Below are 21,005 nucleotides of genomic sequence, written 5' to 3' on the forward strand. Positions count from 1 at the left end.
ATCAGACATTATACCGGGCCCCGGCCGCTCCAGCGGCCCGGGGCGGGTTCAGCGGATCTGCTGACCCAGCCGGATCGACTGCAGACGGTCCTGCGCGGTGCGCGCGGCGTCGGAGCCGGGATACGTGGACACGACCTGTTCGAGGGTCGCCTGGGCCTGGTCGACCTTGCCTTCGCCATACTGCGAGAGGCCGATCTTGAGCAGGCCACCGGACGCCTTGTCATGGGTCGGGTAGCGCGAGAGGAGGTCGCGGAACTGCGCCTCAGCCTGCGGGAAATTGCGGGTGGCGTAATAGCTTTCGCCCAACCAGTACAACGCGTTGGGGGTATAGACGCCGTTGGGATACAGCTCGAGGAAGCTCATGAAGAGCTGCGCCGAGTCGTCGTACTTGCCGGCCTTGAGCGAATCGAAGGCGACATTGTAGGCCGTGCGCTCGTCGCCACTGGCAGCCAGGCTGCCGGCATCGCCGTGCACGGAGGGCGGCCGCTCGGAAGCGGCCGTTGCCGGTTTCGGGGAAGCAGCGGGTGCGGCTGCGGCCGGGGCGGCGGGAAGCACGGGGGCCCCACCTTCCAGGCGGTTCAGGCGGCTGTCCAGGTCCAGATACTGGTCCTTGCCGGTCTGCTTGAGCTGCTCGTTGTCGTGCTGCAGCTGCTCGACCTGCGACTGCAGGGCCTGCAACTGGGTACGCAGCTGATTCAGCTGATTGAGCATGTCCATGTTGGACTGGTTGTTGTTCGCCTGCTGCTCAAGCGCGCCGACGCGGTCGGCCAGACTCTGGCGCTGCGCATTGGCCGGTGCGGCAGCCACGAGGGCTGCCGCAACGATCATCGATAGAAATCGAAAGCGCATCTATTACTGAGCCGTGTACACGATCTCGACGCGACGGTTCTGCGACCAGCAGGACTCGCCCGACTCGGTGCAGACCGGACGCTCTTCACCGTAGGACACCACGGTCAGCTGCGAAGCCGAGCCACCGTTGGCCTGCAGTGCCGAGGACACGCCGTTGCCACGACGCTCGCCCAGGGCCTGGTTGTAAGCGCGCGAACCGCGCTCATCGGTGTGGCCCTGCAGGGTCATGCGCGAGGACGGACGGTCACGCAGGTACTTGGCGTGGCACGCCATGATGGCCTGGAACTCCGGCTTCACTTCTTCCTTGTCCAGGTCGAAGTACACCACGCGCTGGCGCAGGCAGGAATCGGTATCCAGATCACCCGGACCGTACAGGCCCGAGGTCGACGGGCCGGTCGGAGCGGTGGTGCTGCCGGTATCAACCGGGGCAGCCGGCACTTCCTTGACCTTCTTGGAACAACCGGCCAGGGCGGCCACGGACAACAGGGAGACAAGCAGAACGCGGGTGGTCTTGTTCATGGCGATACCTTTGAGGCTCCTAAAGCCGGATGAGGGATGAATACGGCGAAATCTTAACACTCTGTTAGCGCTTTGTACGGTATGGCGACCAAGAAGGCTCACGAACATCACCGTCAGCCAGAACCAGCCGCTGGCGCACGCGCGCATCGGCCGATACGGCGTACAACACTCCACGACCACCCTCACGGGCGGCGTACAACACCATGCTCGCGTTGGGCGCAAAGCTCGGCGATTCATCCAGCGACCCGGGCGACAGCGTGTTCCAGCGGGCCGAGCCCGTGCTGCTGTCCATCATCGCGATCTTGTAGGTGTTGCCGCTGCCCTGGGCGACCACCAGCTTCTTGCCGTCGTAGGACAGGCTCGGGGTGGCGTTGTAGTTGCCCTGGAAGGTCACGCGCGAGGCGCTGCCGCCGCTGGAGGCCACCTGGTAGATCTGCGGGCGGCCGCCACGGTCGGAGGTGAAGTAGACGCTGCTGCCGTCCGGGCTCCAGGTCGGCTCGGTATCGATGGCGAAGTGGTTGGTCAGCTGGGTCAGCTGCTTGCTGCCCAGGTCCATCACGTAGATCTCCGGGTTGCCACTGCGCGACAGCGACAGGGCCAGGCGACGGCCGTCCGGGGAGAACGACGGGGCGCTGTTGATGCCGCGGAAGCTGGTGACCAGCTCACGGGCGCCGCTGGAGATGTTCTGGATGTAGATCGCCGAGTTGCCGCGCTCGAAGCTCACGTAGGCCAGCTTGTTGCCGTCCGGGCTCCAGCTGGGCGAGAGCAGCGGCTCGGCCGAGCGCACGATGGTCTGCGGATTGAAGCCGTCCGAATCGGCCACCATCAGCGCATAGCGCATGGCATCGCCCTTGCCGCTGGCGGTGACATAGGCGATGCGGGTCCAGAAGGCGCCGCGCACCCCGGTGATCTTTTCGTAGATGGCATCGGCCATCTGGTGGGCGACATCGCGCATGGCGTTGCCACGGGCGGTCATCGCCAGGCCGAGCAGGCGCTCGCCCTTGGGCACGTCGTACAGCTCGTACTCGACGCGATAGGCGCCGGCGCCGGCGTCCATGACGCGGCCGACCACGATGTAGTTCTGCTTCAGCGCCCGCCAGGTAGCGAACTGGATCTCGCTGCCGCGGGTCGGCTTTTCGACGATCTGCGCTTCAGGCAGGTTGCGGAACTGGCCCGAACGGTCCAGATCGGCGCGCACGACCGCGGCGACATCGGTCTGGGGCGCACCTGCCGAACCCTGGTAGGGCATCGGGACGACCGTGATCGGGGTGGCGGAGGCGTTGCCGCCGATGATGTCGATATCCAGCCCCTTCTGCTGCGCCATGGCAGCAAAGGGCAACAACAGGGCCGCAACAACGGCAAACCAGCGAGGCATCTTTTTCATGGAGCGCTCAATAGGGGAGAAACCAGAACGAGGGATAACAGGACGGCGGTGAACAGTTTCGCAATCATGAACCAAGGCCGTGTGAATTCCGAGTCACCGGGCGCACAAATCTCACGAGCCGTTAACGACAGGGTCCCGCCCGGGATCAATCCTGGGCGGTGAAGGTGAAATTGATCGTGCGCGCGAACACCGACTCGAAACCGCGGTACGGCAACGGCTGGGCGTTCAGCACGGCGGCCTCGATCGAGCGGCGGCCGGCCTCGTCGAACGGGCAGTTGCCGCTGACCTTGGCCTGGATGACCTGCCCGCCGGGGATCTGGGTGATCGAGACCTGGCAGCGCTGGCCCAACGGGACCGAATCCGGACGGGTCCACTGGGCGGAGACCTTCTGCTGGATCGCGGCGGCGTACTTGGCGCTGAGGTCGTCGCTGGTGCCCCCTGCCCCGGCCGCCGGCTTGGCCGCACCGGTGGCACCGGCGGTCGAGGCCGAGGCATTGGCGGCCCGCGCGGCGGTGACCTGGCGCAGCTTCTGCTCGGCCAGCTTGGCTTCGTTCTCGGCCTGGGCCCGCTTGCGGCGGATCTCGGCCAGCTTCTTGTCGCGCTCGGCGTCGGCCTTGGCGTCGTTGGCCTTCTGTTCCTGCTCGGCCAGCTTTTTCTTTTCCGCCTCTTCCTGCTGCTTGGCCAGGCGCAGCTTCTGCTCGGCCTGTTCCTGGCGCTTGCGCTCGGTCAGGTCGATCTGTTCCTGGCGGCGCTTGGCTTCCTGCTCCTGCTTGGCCTTTTCAGCCGAGATCGCCAGCGCGTTGACCGCTTCCTGGTCGACCGTGTCGGGCTGGGCGATGCGTTCCTGCGCCTGCGACTGCTGCGGGGTGGGCGCGTCCTGCGGGCGCGGCTCGGGCAACGGCTGCGGCGGCGGCACGGTGTCTTCCGGAATCGGCTCGGGCTCGGCGACCGGCTCGGGCAGGTCCGGCAGCGATTCGGAGGCACGCAGGGCCTGGCGCGCGGCCGAGGCTTCGGACGCGGACAGCTGCAGGCTGGCTTCGATGGCCGGATCGCCGGCGGCCGCTTCGGTGGTGCGCTGCGGCGACCACAACCAGGCGGCGATGAAGATCAGTGCCAGCAGCAGATGGACGCCGAGCGCCAGCGCGATCGGCAGGCCCCACTCCTCATCCCGTGCGCGCTGCGGTGGCAGGGCTTCAGTGTGCATCGGTCGCCAGGCCCACCTTTTCCACGTTGGCGCGCTTGATCACGTCCATGGCCGCGACCACCTTTTCATAGGCCACGGCCCGGTCGGCGGCGACGATCACGCGCAGGTTCTTGTCCTGCGAAGAAAGCGCGGACAGCTGGGCCTGCAGGCGGGCCGCATCCATCGGCTCCGGGTCCTTGGCTTCGGGCAGCTTCAGGCTGAGCTGGCCATCCAGGCGGACGGACACGACGACGGGATCCTGCTTGCTCTCCAGCGCCTTGGCCTGGGAGGTCGGCAGATCCACTTCAAAGCTCAGCGTGAGCAGCGGCGCGGTCACCATGAAGATGATGAGCAGCACCAGCATGACGTCGATATACGGCACGACGTTGATTTCGGATTTGAGCTTTCGGCGCTTGCGGCGGCCAATGGCTGCGGTCATGGCAGGACTCCTGTGCTGGGCGCTTACTCGTCGCCCGCGGTCTGGCGCTGCAGGATCGAGCTGAACTCTTCTGCGAAGGTTTCAAAGCGCACCGACATGCGCTCCACGCGGGTGGTGAAGCGGTTGTAGGCCCACACGGCCGGGATCGCCACGAACAGGCCGATCGCGGTGGCGAACAGGGCTTCGGAGATGCCCGGGGCAACCGAGGCGATGCCGGCCTGCTCACCGCTGTTGATCATGTCGTGCATGGTCACCATGATGCCGAACACGGTACCGACCAGGCCCACGTACGGGGCGGTCGAGCCGATGTTGGCCAGCAGCTCCAGGCTGCGCTCCATCTGGTCCACTTCACGCGTATAGGTGGTGCGCATGGCGCGCTGGGCGCCTTCGAGCTGGGCCCGGCCGTCCAGGCGACGCTTGTCGCGCAGGCGGGTGAACTCGCGGAAACCGGCTTCGAAGATCGCTTCCAGGCCGCCGACCTTGCGGTTGCGGTCGGTCGCCGAGCTGTACAGCTTGCCCAGGTCCGCGCCGGACCAGAAGCGGCTTTCGAACTCGTCGGCCTCACGGTTGGCGGCGTTGAACACGCGCGCCTTGCGGAAGATGATCACCCAGCTGATGAACGAGCCGGCCAACAGCAGCAGCACGATGATCTTCACCGGGATGCTGGCCTTGATCATCAGGTCCAGGTAATTGATGCCACCGCCATGCGCGGCTTGGGCGACAGTCTGTGCCGCGGCGCTGGTGACTTCCTGCGGCAGCGCTTCGGTCACCGTGGCCTGCAGGGCCAGGAGCATTGCGATCATCCGTTGTTCCTCAGTGTGCGGATTCTGGAAATTCGAGGTGTTTCAGCGCAGCATGCAGTGCATCGTCCATGCCACGCGGTTTGAAGGTGGTTGCATCGAGCGCGGCGATCTTCACCTGCGCGGTCAGCAATGTCTGGTCGCCCCGGCACACGGCCTGGGCGAACACCATGCTGGCGCGCTTGCACTGCACCAGCGTGGCGGTGACATCCAGCGCGTCATCCAGGCGCGCCGGCTTGAGGAAATCCATGGTCATGCTGCGCACCGCGAACACCAGGCCGTGGTCGCAGCGCATGCGCTCCTGACCATACCCCAGTGCACGCATCCATTCCGTGCGCGCCCGTTCCATGAAGGCCACGTAGCGGGCGTGGTACACGACCCCGCCAGCGTCGGTATCTTCCCAGTAAATGCGTGTCGGCCAACTGAATCGCGGCTCAACCCGGGGATCAACCGACATCCGGGACCTCCGCGAACAGGTCGGCCGGCGGGTTTTTCGGCTTCAGGCCCATGTGCCGGTAGGCCTTGTGCGTGCACATGCGGCCCCGCGCGGTCCGGATCAGGAAACCCTGCTGGATCAGGTACGGCTCGACCACGTCTTCCAGCGTGCCGCGTTCTTCGGACAGGGCGGCGGCCAGCGATTCGATGCCGACCGGGCCACCGTCGAAGTAATCGACCATGGTCCGCAGCAGGCGCCGATCCAGCTCGTCGAAGCCTTCCGGGTCCACCTTGAGCATCTGCATCGCGGCCTGGGCGACATCCTGGTCGATATGCCCGGCGGCTTTGACCTGGGCGAAGTCGCGCACGCGGCGCAGCAGCCGGTTGGCGATACGCGGGGTGCCGCGCGAGCGCCGCGCGATCTCGGCCGCGCCTTCGGCGGTGCAGTCGATGTTGAGGATGCTGGCCGAGCGCCGGACGATCTTCGTCAGCTCTTCGGGCGTATAGAACTCCAGCCGGTGCACGATCCCGAAGCGGTCGCGCAGCGGCGCGGTCAGCAGGCCTGCACGGGTGGTCGCGCCGATCAGGGTGAACGGCGGCAGATCGATCTTGATCGAGCGGGCCGCGGGGCCCTCGCCGATCATGATGTCGATCTGGAAATCTTCCATCGCCGGGTACAGCACTTCTTCCACGACCGGCGAGAGGCGGTGGATCTCATCGATGAACAGCACGTCGTGCGGCTGCAGATTGGTCAGCAGCGCGGCCAGGTCACCGGCTTTTTCGATCACCGGGCCGGAGGTGACGCGCAGCGCGACCCCCAGCTCGTTGGCGATCACATGGCTCAGGGTGGTCTTGCCCAGGCCCGGCGGCCCGAAGATCAGCACGTGATCGAGCGCGTCGCCACGGGCCTTGGTCGCCTCGATGTAGATCGACAGCTGCTCGCGCACCGGCGCCTGGCCCAGGTAATCGGCCATGCGCTTGGGGCGGATGCTGGCGTCGGTGCCCTCGTCTTCGCGGGTGGCACCGGCGGCAATGATGCGGTCGTCGGTCATTCGGCAATTATGCGGCAAAAGCAGCGCGATCCGCGTCCGGTAGTGCCGGCCGCTGGCCGGCTCCGCGCGATGCAGATGCCATGAGGAGCCGGCCAGCGGCAGGCACTACCGGGATCGCATCGGAGGAAGAGCCCCCTTGTTGTTCAGGGGGGCGCGCCGAAGGCGCGGGGATAAGGGGGAATGCCGCCGGGGCCTCACGGTTTGCATCGCAACCCGTGGGGTAGCGGCCGACCGTTGGTCGGCCGTCCGGTCAGATCTCCACCTGCGCCCCGAGCTCGACCAGCCGGTTACCCGGAATCCGGAAGAACCCGGTCGCCGGGGCCGCGTTCCGGTGCATCAGCGCGAACAGCTTGTCGCGCCAGATCGGCATGCCGCGGTTGGCGGTGGCCACGATGGTCTCGCGGCTGGCGAAGAAGGTGGTGTCCATCGGGTCGAAGTAGATCCCGCCGTGGTCGCACGAGCGCATCAGCGCCAGCGGCACGTCCGGGGTCTCCATGAAGCCGAAGCGCACGTAGATCCGGTAGAACTCATCGCCCACCGATTCGATCTTCAGGCGCTGGCCCGAGGGCGCGTACGGCACCGGCAGCGTCACCACGTGCAGGAACACGTTGCGCTCGTGCAGCACCTTGTTGTGCTTGAGGTTGTGCATCAGCGCATGCGGCGCCACCGAGGGGTCGGCGGTCAGGAACACGGCGGTGCCCGGCACCCGCACCGGCGGGGCCAGCATCAGGCCCGGCAGGAAGGTGTCGATGCGGATGCCGTCCTTGCGGATCTCATCGCGCAGCAGCTCGCGCCCACGCCGCCAGGTGCGCATCATGGTGAACAGCACGATGCCCAGCACCACCGGGAACCACGCGCCCTGCAGCAGCTTGGCGCCGTTGGCGATCACGAAGCCCAGGTCGATGACGAAGAACACCACGCACAGCGGGATGATCCAGTTGCGGGCCTTGGGCCACAGCGCGCGGGCGACCAGCGCCAGCAGCAGGGTATCGATCAGCATGGTCGCCGAGACCGAGATGCCGTAGGCCACCGCCAGGTTGGAGGAGCTGCGGAAGGCCAGCACCAGCCCGATCACCATCACCGCGATGCCCCAGTTGATGCCCGGGATGTAGATCTGCCCGATGGTGTCGTGCGAGGTATGGGTGATGCGCATGCGCGGGATGTAACCCAGCTGCATGGCCTGGCGCGAGACCGAGAACGCACCGGTGATGACCGACTGCGAGGCGATCACCGCGGCCATCGTGGCAAGGATGATCATCGGGTACAGCGCCCAGTCCGGCACCGCTTCGAAGAACGGGTTCTTGACCGCCTCGGGGTTGTTGAGCACCAGCGCGCCCTGCCCCAGGTAGTTCAACACCAGGCACGGCAGCACGAAGAAGTACCAGGCATGGCGGATCGGCTTGGCGCCGAAATGGCCCATGTCCGCATACAGCGCCTCGCCACCGGTAACGGCCAGCACCACCGCGCCGAGGATGAAGATGCCGTGCCAGCCGTGCTCCATGAAGAAGCGCAGTGCCCACATCGGGTTGAAGGCCTTGAGCACTTCCGGGGCGTCGACAATGTTCCAGATGCCGATCGCGGCCAGCGAAATGAACCAGATCGAGGTGATCGGCCCGAACAGCTTGCCGATCTTGGCCGTGCCGAAGCGCTGCACGGCAAACACCGCCAGCAGCACTACCACGGTGATCGGCACGATGAACGCATGCAGCCCGGGGGCCGCGACCTCCAGGCCTTCGACCGCGCCCAGCACGGAGATCGCCGGGGTGATCACGCCGTCGCCGAAGAACAGCGAGGCGCCGAAAATGCCGAGGATGCCGACCACATAGGCCGAGCGCGACCCGTTGCGCAGGGTGCGCTGGGTCAGCGCCATCAGCGCCATGATGCCGCCCTCGCCGTCGTTGTCGGCGCGCATGATGATGGTGACGTACTTGAGCGTCACCACGATGTTCAGCGCCCAGAACGCCAGCGACAGCACGCCCAGCACGGTGTCATGGTCGCTGTTGAGGCCGTAATGCGGAGAAAAGGCTTCTTTCAGCGTGTACAGCGGGCTGGTGCCGATATCGCCGAACACCACGCCGATGGCGCCGATCATCAGCGCCATGCCGCCGGCCGCCGGCGCGTGGCCGTGCGGGGCCTGGCCGTCGCTGTGCTGGGGGGAAGTGGTGGACATGGGGCTCCGGGCGGACGCGGTCGTTGGTGTCGTTAGCTAGGGAAGGCAGGCGCGCGGCTCAGCGCAGCGCGGCCTGCAGGGCCTTGCGGATGACCGTGGCGACGTCGTCACCCTCGGCATTGGCATCACGCGCCATGCGTGCGGCTTCGGTCGGCTTGTAGCCCAGCTGCTGCAGGGCTACGGTCGCCTCGGAGACCGGATCGGTCGCCGGTGCGGCGCCGGCGATCGGCGCGCCGCCCCCGCCGAAGTTGGCTGCGCGGTCACGCAGCTCCAGCACCATGCGCTCAGCGGTCTTCTTGCCGATGCCCGGGATGCGGGTCAGCGCGGTGATGTCACCGGCCTGCAGCATGCGGGCGAATTCGTCCACGCTCACGCCGGACAGCACCGCCAGCGCGATCTTGGCGCCGATCCCGCTGACCTTCTGCACATCGCGGAACAGGCGGCGCTCGCCCTCGCGCAGGAAGCCGTACAGCGAAACGCTGTCTTCCTTCTGCGCGTAATGGGTGAACAAGGTGACCTCGCGGCCCAGTTCGGGCAGGTCGTAGAAGGTGCTCATCGGCGCCTCCAGTTCGTAACCGACGCCATTGACGTCGACCATGAGCCACGGCGGCGCCTTGTAGGCCACGATCCCGCGCAGACGACCAATCATGCAGTGTTCCTCATTTCCGGCTCCAGGCCTGGCGCGCATTGACGCCCAGGCGCAGCGCCGTGGCCCGGACATGGGCGTGGGTGATCGCCACGGCCAACGCATCGGCGGCGTCGGCCTGCAGCTTGGTTTTCAGGTTGAGCATGAGCCCGACCATGTGTTGGACCTGTTGTTTTTCCGCGCCACCGCGGCCGACCACGGCCAGCTTGATCTCGGTGGCGGCGTACTCGCTGACCGGCAGGTCGCGCATCACCACGGCCGAGATCGCCGCGCCGCGCGCCTGGCCCAGTTTCAGGGCCGAATCCGGATTGCGCGCCATGAACACCTTTTCGATGGCCACTTCGTCGGGGCGGTATTCCTCGACCAGGGCGGTCAGGCCGACCACCAGCAGCTTCATCCGCTGCGGGAAGTCGTCGGCGCCCAGCAGGACCAGCGGCAGGTGATGGACATGCACCACCTTGCCGGCGGCGTCCACATCAATGATGCCCACCCCGGTGCGCTGCGAACCGGGGTCGATGCCAAGAATGCGCGTCATGCGGCACGCACACGGCCGCCCGCGGCCCGGGAGGGACACATGCGGCGGGGATAACGGGGAACGGCTGGGGTCATCATGGTCCGCATTGTCCGCTCACCGGTCGCGCAAAGCGACCGGTGAAGCGCCCGCTCAGGCGTAGGCGTCCGCGCCGAGGTCGGCGTTGGAGAACACGTCCTGCACGTCGTCCAGGTCTTCAAGCATGTCCAGCAGCTTCTTGACCTGCAGGGCGGTGTCGCCCTCGACCTTGATGTCGTTGTCGGCACGGTAGGTGATTTCGGCGTGGTCGGGCGTGAACCCGGCGGCTGCCATCGCATCCTTGACCGCGTGGTAGCTGTCGGCCGCGGTGACCACGTCGATCGCCCCGTCTTCCGGGTAGACCACGATGTCGTCCGCGCCGGCGTCGATCGCCGCTTCGGTGACGGCTTCTTCGTCCGCACCGGCGGCGAAGTGCAGCACGCCCAGGCGCTTGAACATGAACGATACCGAGCCTTCTGTGCCCATGTTGCCGCCGCACTTGCTGAACGCATGGCGGACATCGGCCACGGTGCGCACGCGGTTGTCGGTCAGGCAGTCCACGATCACGGCCACGCCACCGGGGGCATAGCCCTCGTAGCGGATCTCTTCGTATTCGACGCCTTCCAGCTCACCGGTCGCCTTCTTGATGGCGCGCTCGATCACATCCTTGGACATGTTCGAGGACAGGCCCTTGTCCATGGCCACGCGCAGGCGCGGGTTGTTGTTGGGGTCGCCTCCACCGCCGCGCGCGGCAACGCCGATCTCGCGGATGATCTTGGTGAAAATCTTGCCGCGCTTCGCGTCAGACGCGTTTTTGCGGTTCTCGATGGAGGGGCCTCTACCCATGGGGTGACTCTCGTGCTTCTGTCAGGAACAGGGCGCGAATTCTACCTGATCCGCCGGCCGGCCCGTGTCAGTGCCCAGCCCGCTCAGGCGGCGTGGGCCGCATCATCACGCCGGAACCGGCCATCGCGCAGGAACGCGGCGGTCTGGCGCGCGGCATCCGGCGAGAACACCAGCCCGCTGTGGCTGGCCGGGATCACGCAGTGGTCGGCCAGGCCCGGCAACTGCGTCTCATCCAGCGCCACGGTGCCATCGGAGGCATCGCCACAGGCGCCGAGCAGGCTGCCCAGCCCGTGCGGGACCGAACCGGCGATCAGCCCGACCTGCGCCCTGCCCTCCCACGCCGGCAGGCCATCCAGCAGCAGTTCCGAGCTGCGGCCGAGCGCCAGCGACCAGCCGTGATCGCTCAAGGAGCGCGCGGTCACGCTGCCGCGCAGCGGCGAACCCAGGCAGACCACCCGCGACACCGGCAGTTCGGGCGCCCGCCGCAGGGCCTCCAGCGCGACCAGCCCGCCCAGGCTGTGGCCGACCAGGGAAATCCGGCCACTGCCCTGGAGCCGCTCCAGCAGCTGGGGCACGGCCACGTCCGGGCCACCGAACACGCTCGAATAGCCGAAGGTGTCCACGGCGAAGCCACGGGCGCGCAGGCGCCAGGCCAGGGGGCCGACCCAGGCGCGTGCGTTCCAGATGCCGTGCAGCAATAAAACAGGGGGATTCATGGTGTCAGCCTAGCCCGATGGGCGGGGCGCCTGCAGAAGGAAACAGCGTCATTAGACGAATGGACCGGACAACGGCAGGTGAAGCCGCTGCAGGCCGTGAAAGTGTCGCGCTCAGGCCGCCGTGGGCGGGCGGCGCAGGATGAACTCCAGGTCGAGCACCTTGCCAACCGGGAACTCATAGGTACCGACCTTGCTGAAGCCGTAGCGGGCGTAGAAACGCTGCGCGCCGAAGTTCTCCGACCACACGCCCAGCCACAGCGTGCGCGGTCCCTCGCGTTCCAGCCAGGCCAGCGCGGTTTCGAACAGGCGGCTGCCCCAGCCACAGCTCTGCTGGTCCTTGATCAGGTACAGGCGCTTGAGCTCGCCATCGCCGGGCTGCACCTCGGCATGCGGCAGGCCACAGGGACCGGCGGCGGCATGACCCACGGCAACACCGTCCAGCTCCAGCAGCCAGACCGCGTAGTCGGGGTGTTCAAGAATGATGCGCTGGCGCTGCGCCGGGTAAGCCTCATCGAGGAAGGCCTGCAGGTCCTCCGCCGGGTACAGATGGCCGAAGGTTTCCACGAACGTGCGCGTGGCCAGCACCGACAGGGTCTGGGCGTCGTCCGGGGTGGCGCGGCGGATGGTGTAGCGGCCTGGGGTCACGGCGGGAGCATCGGCATCGGCGAGAACCGCCAATTTACCTGAACGTGGCGGCGATGGCGCCCCACGACCCGCGAACCTGTCGATCATGGCGGGCCAGGATCCGCAGCAGGCACCGACCACCGGTCGGTACCTGCCACGTGTCGACGCCGACCGGGGGCCGGCGCGTCCCGGCTTATTCCTTGACGGCGCGCGGGCGGACCTGCACGTGCACTTCGGCCAGCTGCTCGTCCGGGATCGGCGACGGCGCGCCGGTCATCAGGCACTGCGCGCCGGTGGTCTTCGGGAACGGGATGACGTCGCGGATCGATTCGGTACCGGCCATCAGCGCGGCGATACGGTCGATGCCGAACGCGATGCCGCCGTGCGGCGGCGCGCCGAAACGCAGCGCATCGAGCAGGAAGCCGAACTTGCCCTCGGCCTCTTCGGCGCCGATGCCCAGCAGCTCGAACACCGCGCTCTGCATGTCCGAACGGTGGATACGGATCGAGCCACCGCCGATCTCGTTGCCGTTGAGCACCATGTCATAGCCGCGCGACACGGCGGTCTTCGCGTTGGCGCGCAGGTCGGCGATGTCGTCCACCGCCGGTGCGGTGAAGGGGTGATGCAGGGCGACGTAGCGCTGGGCTTCGTCGTCGTATTCGAACATCGGGAAGTCGGTGACCCACAGCGGTGCCCAGCCGGCGGTGACCAGGTTGAAGTCCTTGCCGGCCTTGAGGCGCAGGGCGCCCATGAAGTCGGAGACCTTGTTGTAGCCACCTGCGCCGAAGAACACGATGTCGCCGTTGCCGGCACCGACGTGGGCGACCAGCGCGGCGAAGGCCTCTTCGCTGAAGAACTTGGCGATCGGCGAGCTGACTTCACCGCTCTCGTTGATCTTGATGTAGGCCAGACCCTTGGCGCCGTACTTGGCGGCATGCGCGGCGTATTCGTCGATCTGCTTGCGCGACAGGCTGGCACCGCCCGGAACGCGCAGCGCGGCCACGCGGCCATCGGCATCGTTGGCGGCGGCGGTGAACACCGGGAACTCGCTGGTCTTGACCAGCTCGGCCACGTCCACCAGCTCCAGCGCGATGCGCAGGTCCGGCTTGTCCGAGCCATAGCGACGCATCGCCTCGGCCCAGGTCATGCGCGGGAAGCTGGCGGCCAGCTCCACGTCCACCACTTCCTTGAAGATGGCGCGGATCATGTTCTCGACGAAGTCCTGCACATCCTGCTCGCGCACGAAGGCGAACTCCATGTCCAGCTGGGTGAATTCCAGCTGGCGGTCGGCGCGCAGGGCCTCGTCGCGGAAGCAGCGCGCGATCTGGTAGTAACGGTCGAAGCCGGCCACCATCAGGATCTGCTTGAACAGCTGCGGGCTCTGCGGCAGGGCGTAGAACTCGCCCGGGTGCATGCGCGCCGGCACCAGGAAGTCGCGGGCGCCTTCCGGGGTGGCCTTGGTCAGGATCGGGGTTTCGATGTCCTGGAAGCCGGTGGCGTCCAGGTGGCGGCGCAGGGCCTGCACCAGCTTGATGCGGGTGCGCTGCATGCGCTGCATTTCCGGGCGGCGCAGGTCCAGGTAACGGTACTTCAGGCGGGTTTCCTCGCCCGGGTTCTCGTGCGCGTGGAACGGCAGCGGCTCGGCCTTGTTGAGGATGGTGATGGCCGTGGCGATCACTTCCACCTTGCCGGTGCGGAGCTTGTCGTTGGCCGCATGGCGCGCGCGCACCACGCCTTCCACCTGCAGCACGTCCTCGTAGCCCAGGCTGGCGGCCACGGCGAACACGGCCGCGTTGTCGACTTCCACCGTCACCTGCACGATGCCTTCATGATCGCGCAGATCGATGAAGCACACGCCGCCCTGGTTGCGGGCAACGTCGGTCCAGCCGGCGAGGGTAACGGTTTGGCCAATCAGGGTCTCGTCGACCAGGCCACAGAAGTGGGTACGCATGGGGGTAAAGCTCCGCAGGAGAATGCCGGCACCAGGTTGCGCCGGACAGCCCTTTATTCTGCGGCGTCGGCCCGGCCGGGGCAAATCCCCTGCGCCATGTCCCGGCCCGGCGGCGCCTGGACAGCCCAGCCGGGCGGCATCACGCCTTTTGAACCCTGACTCTTCCTATAGTCCGCGCACCAACGACCGCAAGGGATGCCGCCATGAACAGACGTCTGACCGTTGCCTGCCTGGCCGCCGCACTGGCCTGTACCGCCCCGGCCGCCCAGGCCCAGATGAGCACCCGCGCCTACGCCCCGGAAAACCTGTTGCAACTGTCCAGCAGCGACCGCAGCCGGGTCATCACCCAGGAATACGCCGACCAGTCCAATGGCCGCCGGATTCCGGACGACCAGCTGCGCTTCTACCTGGCCCAGGTCAATTCGGGCTGGAACTTCTCGCGGATCAAGCAGGACATCGCCACGTCCCTGCGCGGCAATGGCGGCGGGGGCGGCTGGAATGGCGGCGGCAACGGACCGGGCAACAGCGGTACGGTCCGCTGCGAAAGCCAGGACAACCGCGAGCGGGTCTGCAACACCGGCTGGCGCAGCGCCCGGCTGTCGCGCCAGATCTCCGGGACCACCTGTACCGAGGGCCGCAACTGGGGCTCGCGCAACGGAACGGTCTGGGTCAGCGGCGGCTGTCGCGCCGAGTTCGTCGAGGGCCGCGGCAACGGCGGCAACTGGGGCGGCGGCGGCGGTGGTACCGGCGCGACGATCCGCTGCGAGAGCCAGGACAACCGCGAACGGAGCTGCAACACCGGCTGGCGCAATGCGACCCTGGTCCGCCAGATCTCCGGTACGGCCTGTGTCGAGGGTCAGACCTGGGGCGTGCGCAATGGCGCGGTCTGGGTCAACCGCGGCTGCCGCGGCGAGTTCGCCGAAGCGCGTGGCAACAGCGGCGGCAACTGGGGCGGTGGCGGCGGCAACAGCAATTACAGCGTGACCTGCAGCAGCAACGACAAGCGCCAGCAGACCTGTGCCTGGGACGACCGCCAGGGACGTCCGGCACTGGTCCAGCAACTGTCGGGCACGGCGTGCGTGGAAGGCCGCAGCTGGGGCTACAGCAACGGCAGCCTGTGGGTCAGCGGCGGCTGCCGCGCCCGCTTCGGCGCGCGCTGAGCGCTGCCACATCGCGGCAGGTGCCGACCGTTGGTCGGCACCCTCCCCTCACGGCGCCGGAGAACAGGCTCCGGTGCTACCGGACGGAATTACGGCGCAGGGGTCTCGCCGCCCCACGGCGCCGGCGGCAAAGCCACCGGCTTGCTCAGATCGAACACCACCTGGAAGTGGCGCCCGCCGGGACGGGTCAATTCGTAGACGAAGCGCTGGTCCGGCTCGACCTCCATCGCCCACGTGTTCTGCACCGAGGCGAGCATGTCGGCCTTGCGGAACATCGCCACCGAGTCCGAATCCACCGGGAATGACTGACGTTGTGCGGTACCTGGCGGCTTGCTGTCGCCACCGTACAGCGTGACCGCATCCGGACTGCCGTCTTCGTGGCGGTGATCGTGCTTGAGCCGCAGCCCATTTTCGGTGCGACTCAGCACCCAGGTGCGCGAGTGGTCGTCGCCGACATGGAAGGGAATCCGCAGCTCATGTGCCGGATCCTCACAGCCACGCACATGCATGACCAGCCGTTTGCCCTCGAAGGGATCGGGTGCATCGGTGCGCGGCTCGTTGACCGCGATGCGGCCTTCGAACGCCTTGCCACAATGCGCAGCGACGGCAGACATGAAGGCATCGGACGGCGCCATCGAGACTTCATGGCCGACGGTATCGTTGGAGCCGCTGCAGGCGGTGATCGCCAGTGCAGCCGCCAAGGGAAGAAGTTTGACTACATTCATGGCCCCACCCTAACGGGCGCGAACGACCAGCGCAAACCAGGCGTCCTGCCCCCGCCGTGACACGCGCGCGCGCGCGCGCAGCGCTGCAACCGGGGCTTCATGCCCCCTGTGTTATGGTCGGTCACGTGACTCGTTCGCCTTCTTCCCCACGAAGGACGCACGCATGTTGCGGTTGACCGCCCTGCTCGCCGGCGTGGCGCTGCTGCTGACCGGCAGCGGCCTGCTCGGCACTCTGCTGGCGGTGCGCGGCGGTGAAGCCGGCTTCGGTGCCGGTACGTTGGGGTTGGTGATGTCCGGCTATTTCGCCGGTTTTTTCATCGGCACCTTCTTCGCCCCCTCGCTGATCGGCCGCATCGGCCATATCCGTGCGTTTGCCTTCTTTGCCGCCCTCGCCGCCATCGCGGTGCTGCTGCACCCTCTGTGGATCAATCCCGTGGGTTGGGGCGTGCTGCGCATCCTCACCGGCATCGCGCTGGTGGGCCTTTACACGGTGATCGAGAGCTGGCTCAACGCCGAGCCCGACCCGCGCCTGCGCAGCCGCGCTTTCTCGCTTTACATGGTGGTCAACCTCTCGGCACTGGCGCTCGGCCAGGTGCTGCTGATGCTGGGCGACGCCGGCGCGACCTCGATGTTCATGCTCACCGCGATCCTGGTCTGCGCGGCGGTATTGCCGGTCACCGCTACGCGCCTGCGCCCGCCGGAAATCCCCTCGGTGCCGCGCCTGAAACTGGCGCGGCTGTATGCGATGGCGCCGGTGGCGACGGTTGCCGCCGGCCTTTCCGGCCTGGCGATGGGTGCGTTCTGGGGCCTCCTACCGGTCTACGCCGGCGAGGTCGGCCTGGATGGCAACGGCGTCGCTCTGTTCATGCTGACCGCCATCGCCGGGGGTGCCTTGCTGCAATGGCCCTTGGGCCACATCAGCGATGGACATGACCGCCGCACCGGACTGGTCGCACTGAGCCTGGCCGCAGCCGGCATCGCCGTGGTGGCCTCCTTGCCGATGATCCAGCTGCAGACCCATCTGCTGTTCGGGCTGTTCTTCTTCTACGGCGGACTGGCCTTCGCGCTCTATCCCTTCGCGGTCGCGCACATGCTGGATTACCTGCCGCGCGAGGACCTGCTGTCCGGCTGCTCCAGCCTGCTGCTGGTGCATGGTGTCGGCGCGGCGCTCGGCCCCGCGCTGGCGGGTGCCGCCATGCAGCGTTTCGGTGCGCCGGCACTTCCGCTGTACTTCGCGGTGGTGCTGATGCTGCTTGCGCTGTTCACCACCGCGCGCCTGCTCAGCTTCCAGCGCCTGCGCACGCATCCGGTCGGGTTCCGGCTGATGCTGCGCACCACGCCGTCGGCACTGGAGCTGATGCCCGAGACCGACACCGCGCCGCCGGATTCCGATTCCCCCCTCCCCTCTGACTCCGATAAGGAAGTGCATTGACTGTTTCGACACCGACCTCCCTCACTCCAACCCGTACACCGCCGGCCCCGCCGGCACCGCAACTGATCCTCGCCACCGATCTGGATGGCACCTTCCTCGCCGGCGATCCCGCCGCGCGCCATCGGCTCTACCGGCTGGTCGACCAGCACCCCGGCATCCGCTTGATCTTCATCACCGGCCGCGGCCTGGAAGCGGTGATGCCCCTGCTCTCCGATCCGGCCATCCCGCGCCCGGATTACGTGGTCTGCGATGTCGGCGCCACCGTCGTCGACGGCCACACCCTGCAGCCGCTGCAGCCCCTGCAATCGATGATCGATGCGCACTGGCCGGGCGAGCAGGTGGTCGCCGCGGCGATGCGCCCGTTCACCGCGCTGCAGCGCCAGGACGTTCCCCAGGAACGCCGCTGCTCGTACTTCTGCGATCCCGACACGCTGGCGCCGCTGCGCGCGCAGATCCAGGCTGCCGCACAGGCGCTGGGCTGCGATGTGCTGTACTCGGCCGACCGCTATCTCGACATCCTGCCGCCCGATACCGACAAGGGCCGCACCCTGGCCGCGCTTGCGCGCCTGCTGGAACTCCCGCGCGACCGCATCCTGGTGGCCGGTGACACCCTCAATGACCTGTCGATGTACACCTCCGGTTTCCGCGGGGTGTGCGTCGGCGATTCCGAGCCGGCACTGACCGCCGCCACCGCCGACCTGAAGCACACCTACCACGCGCAGGCGCCCGGCTGCGGCGGAATCCTCGAGGCGATCGAACAGTTCGGCCTGCTCGCCGATGACGATCCTTTCCTGCGTCCGCCGGCACAGGCGCGCGCCGACGGTGCGGACCTGGTGATGGTCTACCACCGCCTGCCCTTCGATGAAGTGATGGAAGACGGCGTGCTGGTGCAGCGCCCACCGCGCTCGCCGAACGGCATCATTCCCTCGCTGCTGAGTTTCTTCGAAGGCGGCCAGAAAGGGTCGTGGGTGGCCTGGGGCATCGACGAGCCCAAGCGCGGCCCGTTCCAGACCCATCTGGCGGTGGATGCCGAGCGCTACCCCACCCTGACCGCCGCGCGGGTGCCGCTGAGCAAGCAGGAGGTGGACATCTTCTACAAGCGCTTCTCCAAGGAAGCGTTCTGGCCGATGCTGCATGTGTTCTGGGAGCGCGCGAAGTTCCGCGAAGAAGACTGGCAGGTGTTCCTGAAGGTCAACCGCAAGTTCGCCGAGGCCACCGCCGCCGAAGCCGCGCATGGCGCGACCGTGTGGATCCACGACTACAACCTGTGGATGGTGCCGGCCACGCTGCGCGAGCTGCGCCCGGACCTGAAGATCGCGTTCTTCCACCACACCTATTTCCCCTCGGCCGATGTGTTCAACGTGGTGCCGTGGCGCCGCGAGATCATCGGCAGCCTGCTCAGCTGCGACTACATCGGCTTCCACATTCCACGCCAGGTGGAGAACTTCGTCGACGTGGTCCGCGGTGCGATGCCGGCCGAGCGGCTGGCCTGGGAAAGCTGCGCACCGCGCTTCCTGACCTACGGGTGTGCGGTCGGCCTGGACACGATGACCACGCGCCTGCGCGTGGGCGATCGCGAAGTCGCGCTCGGTGCGCATCCGGTCGGCACCGATCTGCGCCGCATCCACAACGTGCTCGCGCGCAGCGACGTGCGCAACGACATCTTCAAGCTGCGCCGCGAGATCGGCGCGCGCAAGCTGGTGCTGTCGGTGGAGCGGCTGGACTACACCAAGGGCACGCTGGCCAAGCTGGAAGCCTTCGAGCGGCTGCTGGAACAGCATCCGGATCGCCAGGGCAAGGTCACCCTGCTGATGATCTGCGTCCCCGCCGCGCGCGAGATGACCATCTACCGCACGCTGCAGAACCAGATCGAACAGGCGGTCGGGCGGATCAACGGGCGCTTCTCGCGGCTGGACTGGACCCCGGTGCGCTTCTTCGCGCAGGCGTTGCCGTTCGAGGAAGTGGTGGCGCATTACGCGGCCGCGCAGGTGATGTGGATCACCCCGCTGCGCGATGGCTTGAACCTGGTGTCCAAGGAGTTCGTGGCCACGCAGGGCATCGAGGGCAGCAACGGTGTGCTGGTGCTCAGTGAGTTCGCCGGTGCGGCCGCGGAGCTGAAGGGCGCGGTGCTGACCAACCCGCACGATCCGGCCGATCTGACGGCAGGGCTGCTGCAGGCGTTGTCGATGCCCGACGACGAAGCGACCGGGCGCATGCGGCAGTTGTTCGGCAGCGTGGAGTACTACGACGTGGACCGCTGGGGCCGGGATTTCCTGGAGGCGGTACGCAACAGCCACCCCGAAGGCTGACGCCGGAACGGTGGTGCCGGCCGTTGGCCGGCTCTGCTGCAGGCGGTGCGGGCTGCGGGCGATGCGGGTTTCGTGGGTAGTGCCGGCCGCTGGCCGGCTCCACGCGGTCCTGGCGGCGGGCGATCACGGCCGTGGACGGTGACGGCTTCATGGGGAGCCGGCCAGCGGCCGGCACTACCCTCAGTGCGCACCGACCAACGGTCGGTGCCTACCGGGTCTGCATTGCCGAACGGTCGATGCCTACCTTGTGTGCACCGACCAACGGTCGGTGCCTACCGCGCGGCGTGGCCTACCCGGCCTGCTGCATGATGCCTTCGGCGATCACCGCTACTTGGCGCAGCACGTCGTTGCGGCCGGCATCATCGACCGTCGCGCCCTGCAGGTAGCTGGTCAGCACCCACGGAGCGCCGCCTGCGAGCGGCCACAGGATCGCGATGTCGTTGGTGGTGTCCTCGCCATTGCTGCCGGTCTTGTCGCCCACCCGCCATGCCTTGGACAGCCCGGCGCGCAGACGCGCATCGCCGGTTTCGTTGTCGATCAGCCAATCGGCCAGCTGCTGTTTCGAGGCGGGCTTGAGGACGTCACCGAGTACGAAGCGCTGCAGGCTGGCGGCCATCGCGGCCGGGCTGGTGGTGTCGCGCGGATCGTCCGGGGCGAACCGGTTCATCTCCGGCTCGAGTCGATCATTGCGCGTTACCGCATCGCCATTCGCGCGCAGGAACGCGGTCACGCCGGCCGGCCCACCGACCATGCCCAGCAGCAGGTTCGCCGCCGGATTGTCGCTGGTGATCATGGTTGCCCGGCACAGGTCACGCACCGTCACGTCCTTGCCGATATGCCGCGTGGTCACCGGGGCATGCGAGAGCATGTCCTGCTGGCGCACGGCCACGCGCCGGTCCAGCGAGAGCCTGCCCTGGTCGGCCAGATGCAGGACAGCCGCGGACAAAACGAACTTGAACGTGCTGCACATCGGGAAGCGTTCGTCCTGCCGATTGCCGGTGCGCCAGCCGGTGCCGGTGTTGAGCAGGGTCACGCCGAGGCGCCCGCCGCTCGCTGCCTCCAACGCCGCGAAGTCCTTCGCCGCGGCGGCGGATTTCGGCGAGGGCAGCGGGGTCTTGGCAAAGGCGGTGGCGGCCAGTGCCGAGGCGGCGGCCGCGCCGGTCCATTGCAGGAACTGTCGTCGAGCGATCATGCGGTTCTCCGTGGCGAAGGCCT

Annotated in this window: 20 protein-coding genes; 3 read left to right on the forward strand and 17 right to left on the reverse strand. The window is 67.5% G+C overall.

Annotated features, from left to right (window positions below):
- Positions 1–48: 48 nt before the first annotated feature.
- From ybgF to aspS, 15 genes are all read right to left on the reverse strand, one after another.
- A complete protein-coding gene (gene ybgF, locus AB9O74_RS01475) occupies positions 49–849 on the reverse strand; it encodes a tol-pal system protein YbgF (protein WP_176988422.1) in 801 nt (266 codons plus the stop codon).
- A 3-nt stretch (positions 850–852) separates the two neighbouring features.
- Positions 853–1,368 (reverse strand): peptidoglycan-associated lipoprotein Pal, encoded by a 516-nt coding sequence (gene pal / locus AB9O74_RS01480; RefSeq protein WP_176988421.1) that lies wholly within the window; start codon positions 1,366–1,368, stop codon positions 853–855.
- Between the two features lie 64 nt (positions 1,369–1,432).
- Positions 1,433–2,752: a Tol-Pal system beta propeller repeat protein TolB gene (gene tolB / locus AB9O74_RS01485; protein WP_176988420.1), complete on the reverse strand. Its 1,320-nt coding sequence runs from the start codon at positions 2,750–2,752 to the stop codon at positions 1,433–1,435.
- Between the two features lie 145 nt (positions 2,753–2,897).
- Positions 2,898–3,956, reverse strand: coding sequence for a cell envelope integrity protein TolA (gene tolA, locus AB9O74_RS01490; protein ID WP_176988419.1), 1,059 nt, complete (start codon positions 3,954–3,956; stop codon positions 2,898–2,900).
- A complete protein-coding gene (tolR, locus tag AB9O74_RS01495) occupies positions 3,946–4,374 on the reverse strand; it encodes a protein TolR (protein WP_121039140.1) in 429 nt (142 codons plus the stop codon). Before tolR ends, tolA begins: the two co-directional genes overlap by 11 nt.
- A gap of 23 nt (positions 4,375–4,397) precedes the next feature.
- Complete coding sequence (gene tolQ, locus AB9O74_RS01500; protein ID WP_121039143.1) at positions 4,398–5,177, reverse strand: protein TolQ; 780 nt, start codon at positions 5,175–5,177, stop codon at positions 4,398–4,400.
- Between the two features lie 10 nt (positions 5,178–5,187).
- Positions 5,188–5,631, reverse strand: a complete 444-nt coding sequence (ybgC, locus tag AB9O74_RS01505) for a tol-pal system-associated acyl-CoA thioesterase (RefSeq protein ID WP_176988418.1) — start codon at positions 5,629–5,631, stop codon at positions 5,188–5,190.
- Positions 5,621–6,661 carry a Holliday junction branch migration DNA helicase RuvB gene (gene ruvB / locus AB9O74_RS01510; RefSeq protein WP_121039149.1) on the reverse strand — a complete coding sequence of 347 codons (1,041 nt, stop codon included), beginning with the start codon at positions 6,659–6,661 and terminating at the stop codon, positions 5,621–5,623. The genes ybgC and ruvB overlap by 11 nt, the downstream gene beginning before the upstream one ends.
- Before the next feature lie 250 nt (positions 6,662–6,911).
- Positions 6,912–8,762, reverse strand: coding sequence for a potassium transporter Kup (locus tag AB9O74_RS01515; protein WP_172407548.1), 1,851 nt, complete (start codon positions 8,760–8,762; stop codon positions 6,912–6,914).
- A 127-nt stretch (positions 8,763–8,889) separates the two neighbouring features.
- Positions 8,890–9,480 carry a Holliday junction branch migration protein RuvA gene (ruvA, locus tag AB9O74_RS01520; RefSeq protein WP_088433901.1) on the reverse strand — a complete coding sequence of 197 codons (591 nt, stop codon included), beginning with the start codon at positions 9,478–9,480 and terminating at the stop codon, positions 8,890–8,892.
- A 10-nt stretch (positions 9,481–9,490) separates the two neighbouring features.
- Positions 9,491–10,012 carry a crossover junction endodeoxyribonuclease RuvC gene (ruvC, locus tag AB9O74_RS01525; RefSeq protein WP_121039160.1) on the reverse strand — a complete coding sequence of 174 codons (522 nt, stop codon included), beginning with the start codon at positions 10,010–10,012 and terminating at the stop codon, positions 9,491–9,493.
- Between the two features lie 129 nt (positions 10,013–10,141).
- A complete protein-coding gene (locus tag AB9O74_RS01530) occupies positions 10,142–10,873 on the reverse strand; it encodes a YebC/PmpR family DNA-binding transcriptional regulator (protein ID WP_176988417.1) in 732 nt (243 codons plus the stop codon).
- Positions 10,874–10,956: 83 nt separating this feature from the next.
- On the reverse strand, positions 10,957–11,589 hold the full coding sequence (locus AB9O74_RS01535; RefSeq protein WP_369348157.1) for an esterase/lipase family protein: 633 nt from the start codon (positions 11,587–11,589) through the stop codon (positions 10,957–10,959).
- 111 nt (positions 11,590–11,700) lie between these two features.
- Positions 11,701–12,234 (reverse strand): GNAT family N-acetyltransferase, encoded by a 534-nt coding sequence (locus tag AB9O74_RS01540; RefSeq protein WP_346478830.1) that lies wholly within the window; start codon positions 12,232–12,234, stop codon positions 11,701–11,703.
- A gap of 172 nt (positions 12,235–12,406) precedes the next feature.
- Positions 12,407–14,164 carry an aspartate--tRNA ligase gene (gene aspS, locus AB9O74_RS01545; RefSeq protein ID WP_369348158.1) on the reverse strand — a complete coding sequence of 586 codons (1,758 nt, stop codon included), beginning with the start codon at positions 14,162–14,164 and terminating at the stop codon, positions 12,407–12,409.
- A 203-nt stretch (positions 14,165–14,367) separates the two neighbouring features.
- Here aspS and AB9O74_RS01550 point away from each other — a divergent pair, with 203 nt between their 5' ends.
- Positions 14,368–15,324, forward strand: a complete 957-nt coding sequence (locus AB9O74_RS01550; protein WP_369348159.1) for a DUF3011 domain-containing protein — start codon at positions 14,368–14,370, stop codon at positions 15,322–15,324.
- Positions 15,325–15,413: 89 nt separating this feature from the next.
- On the opposite strand, the gene AB9O74_RS01555 is transcribed toward AB9O74_RS01550, so the two are convergent.
- Positions 15,414–16,049 carry a hypothetical protein gene (locus AB9O74_RS01555; RefSeq protein WP_369348160.1) on the reverse strand — a complete coding sequence of 212 codons (636 nt, stop codon included), beginning with the start codon at positions 16,047–16,049 and terminating at the stop codon, positions 15,414–15,416.
- A 163-nt stretch (positions 16,050–16,212) separates the two neighbouring features.
- Here AB9O74_RS01555 and AB9O74_RS01560 point away from each other — a divergent pair, with 163 nt between their 5' ends.
- Positions 16,213–17,481, forward strand: coding sequence for an MFS transporter (locus AB9O74_RS01560; RefSeq protein ID WP_176988411.1), 1,269 nt, complete (start codon positions 16,213–16,215; stop codon positions 17,479–17,481).
- A gap of 62 nt (positions 17,482–17,543) precedes the next feature.
- The gene (ggpS, locus tag AB9O74_RS01565; protein WP_176988499.1) at positions 17,544–19,790 is read left to right on the forward strand and encodes a glucosylglycerol-phosphate synthase; all 2,247 of its coding nucleotides are present in this window, start codon (positions 17,544–17,546) and stop codon (positions 19,788–19,790) included.
- A gap of 289 nt (positions 19,791–20,079) precedes the next feature.
- On the opposite strand, the gene blaL2 is transcribed toward ggpS, so the two are convergent.
- On the reverse strand, positions 20,080–20,982 hold the full coding sequence (gene blaL2, locus AB9O74_RS01570) for a L2 family extended-spectrum class A beta-lactamase (protein ID WP_369348161.1): 903 nt from the start codon (positions 20,980–20,982) through the stop codon (positions 20,080–20,082).
- Between the last annotated feature and the right edge of the window lie 23 nt (positions 20,983–21,005).

It is taken from the genome of Stenotrophomonas sp. JAG2 (genome assembly GCF_041080745.1).
In the GTDB taxonomy this organism is placed as follows: Bacteria; Pseudomonadota; Gammaproteobacteria; order Xanthomonadales; family Xanthomonadaceae; genus Stenotrophomonas; species Stenotrophomonas maltophilia_AA.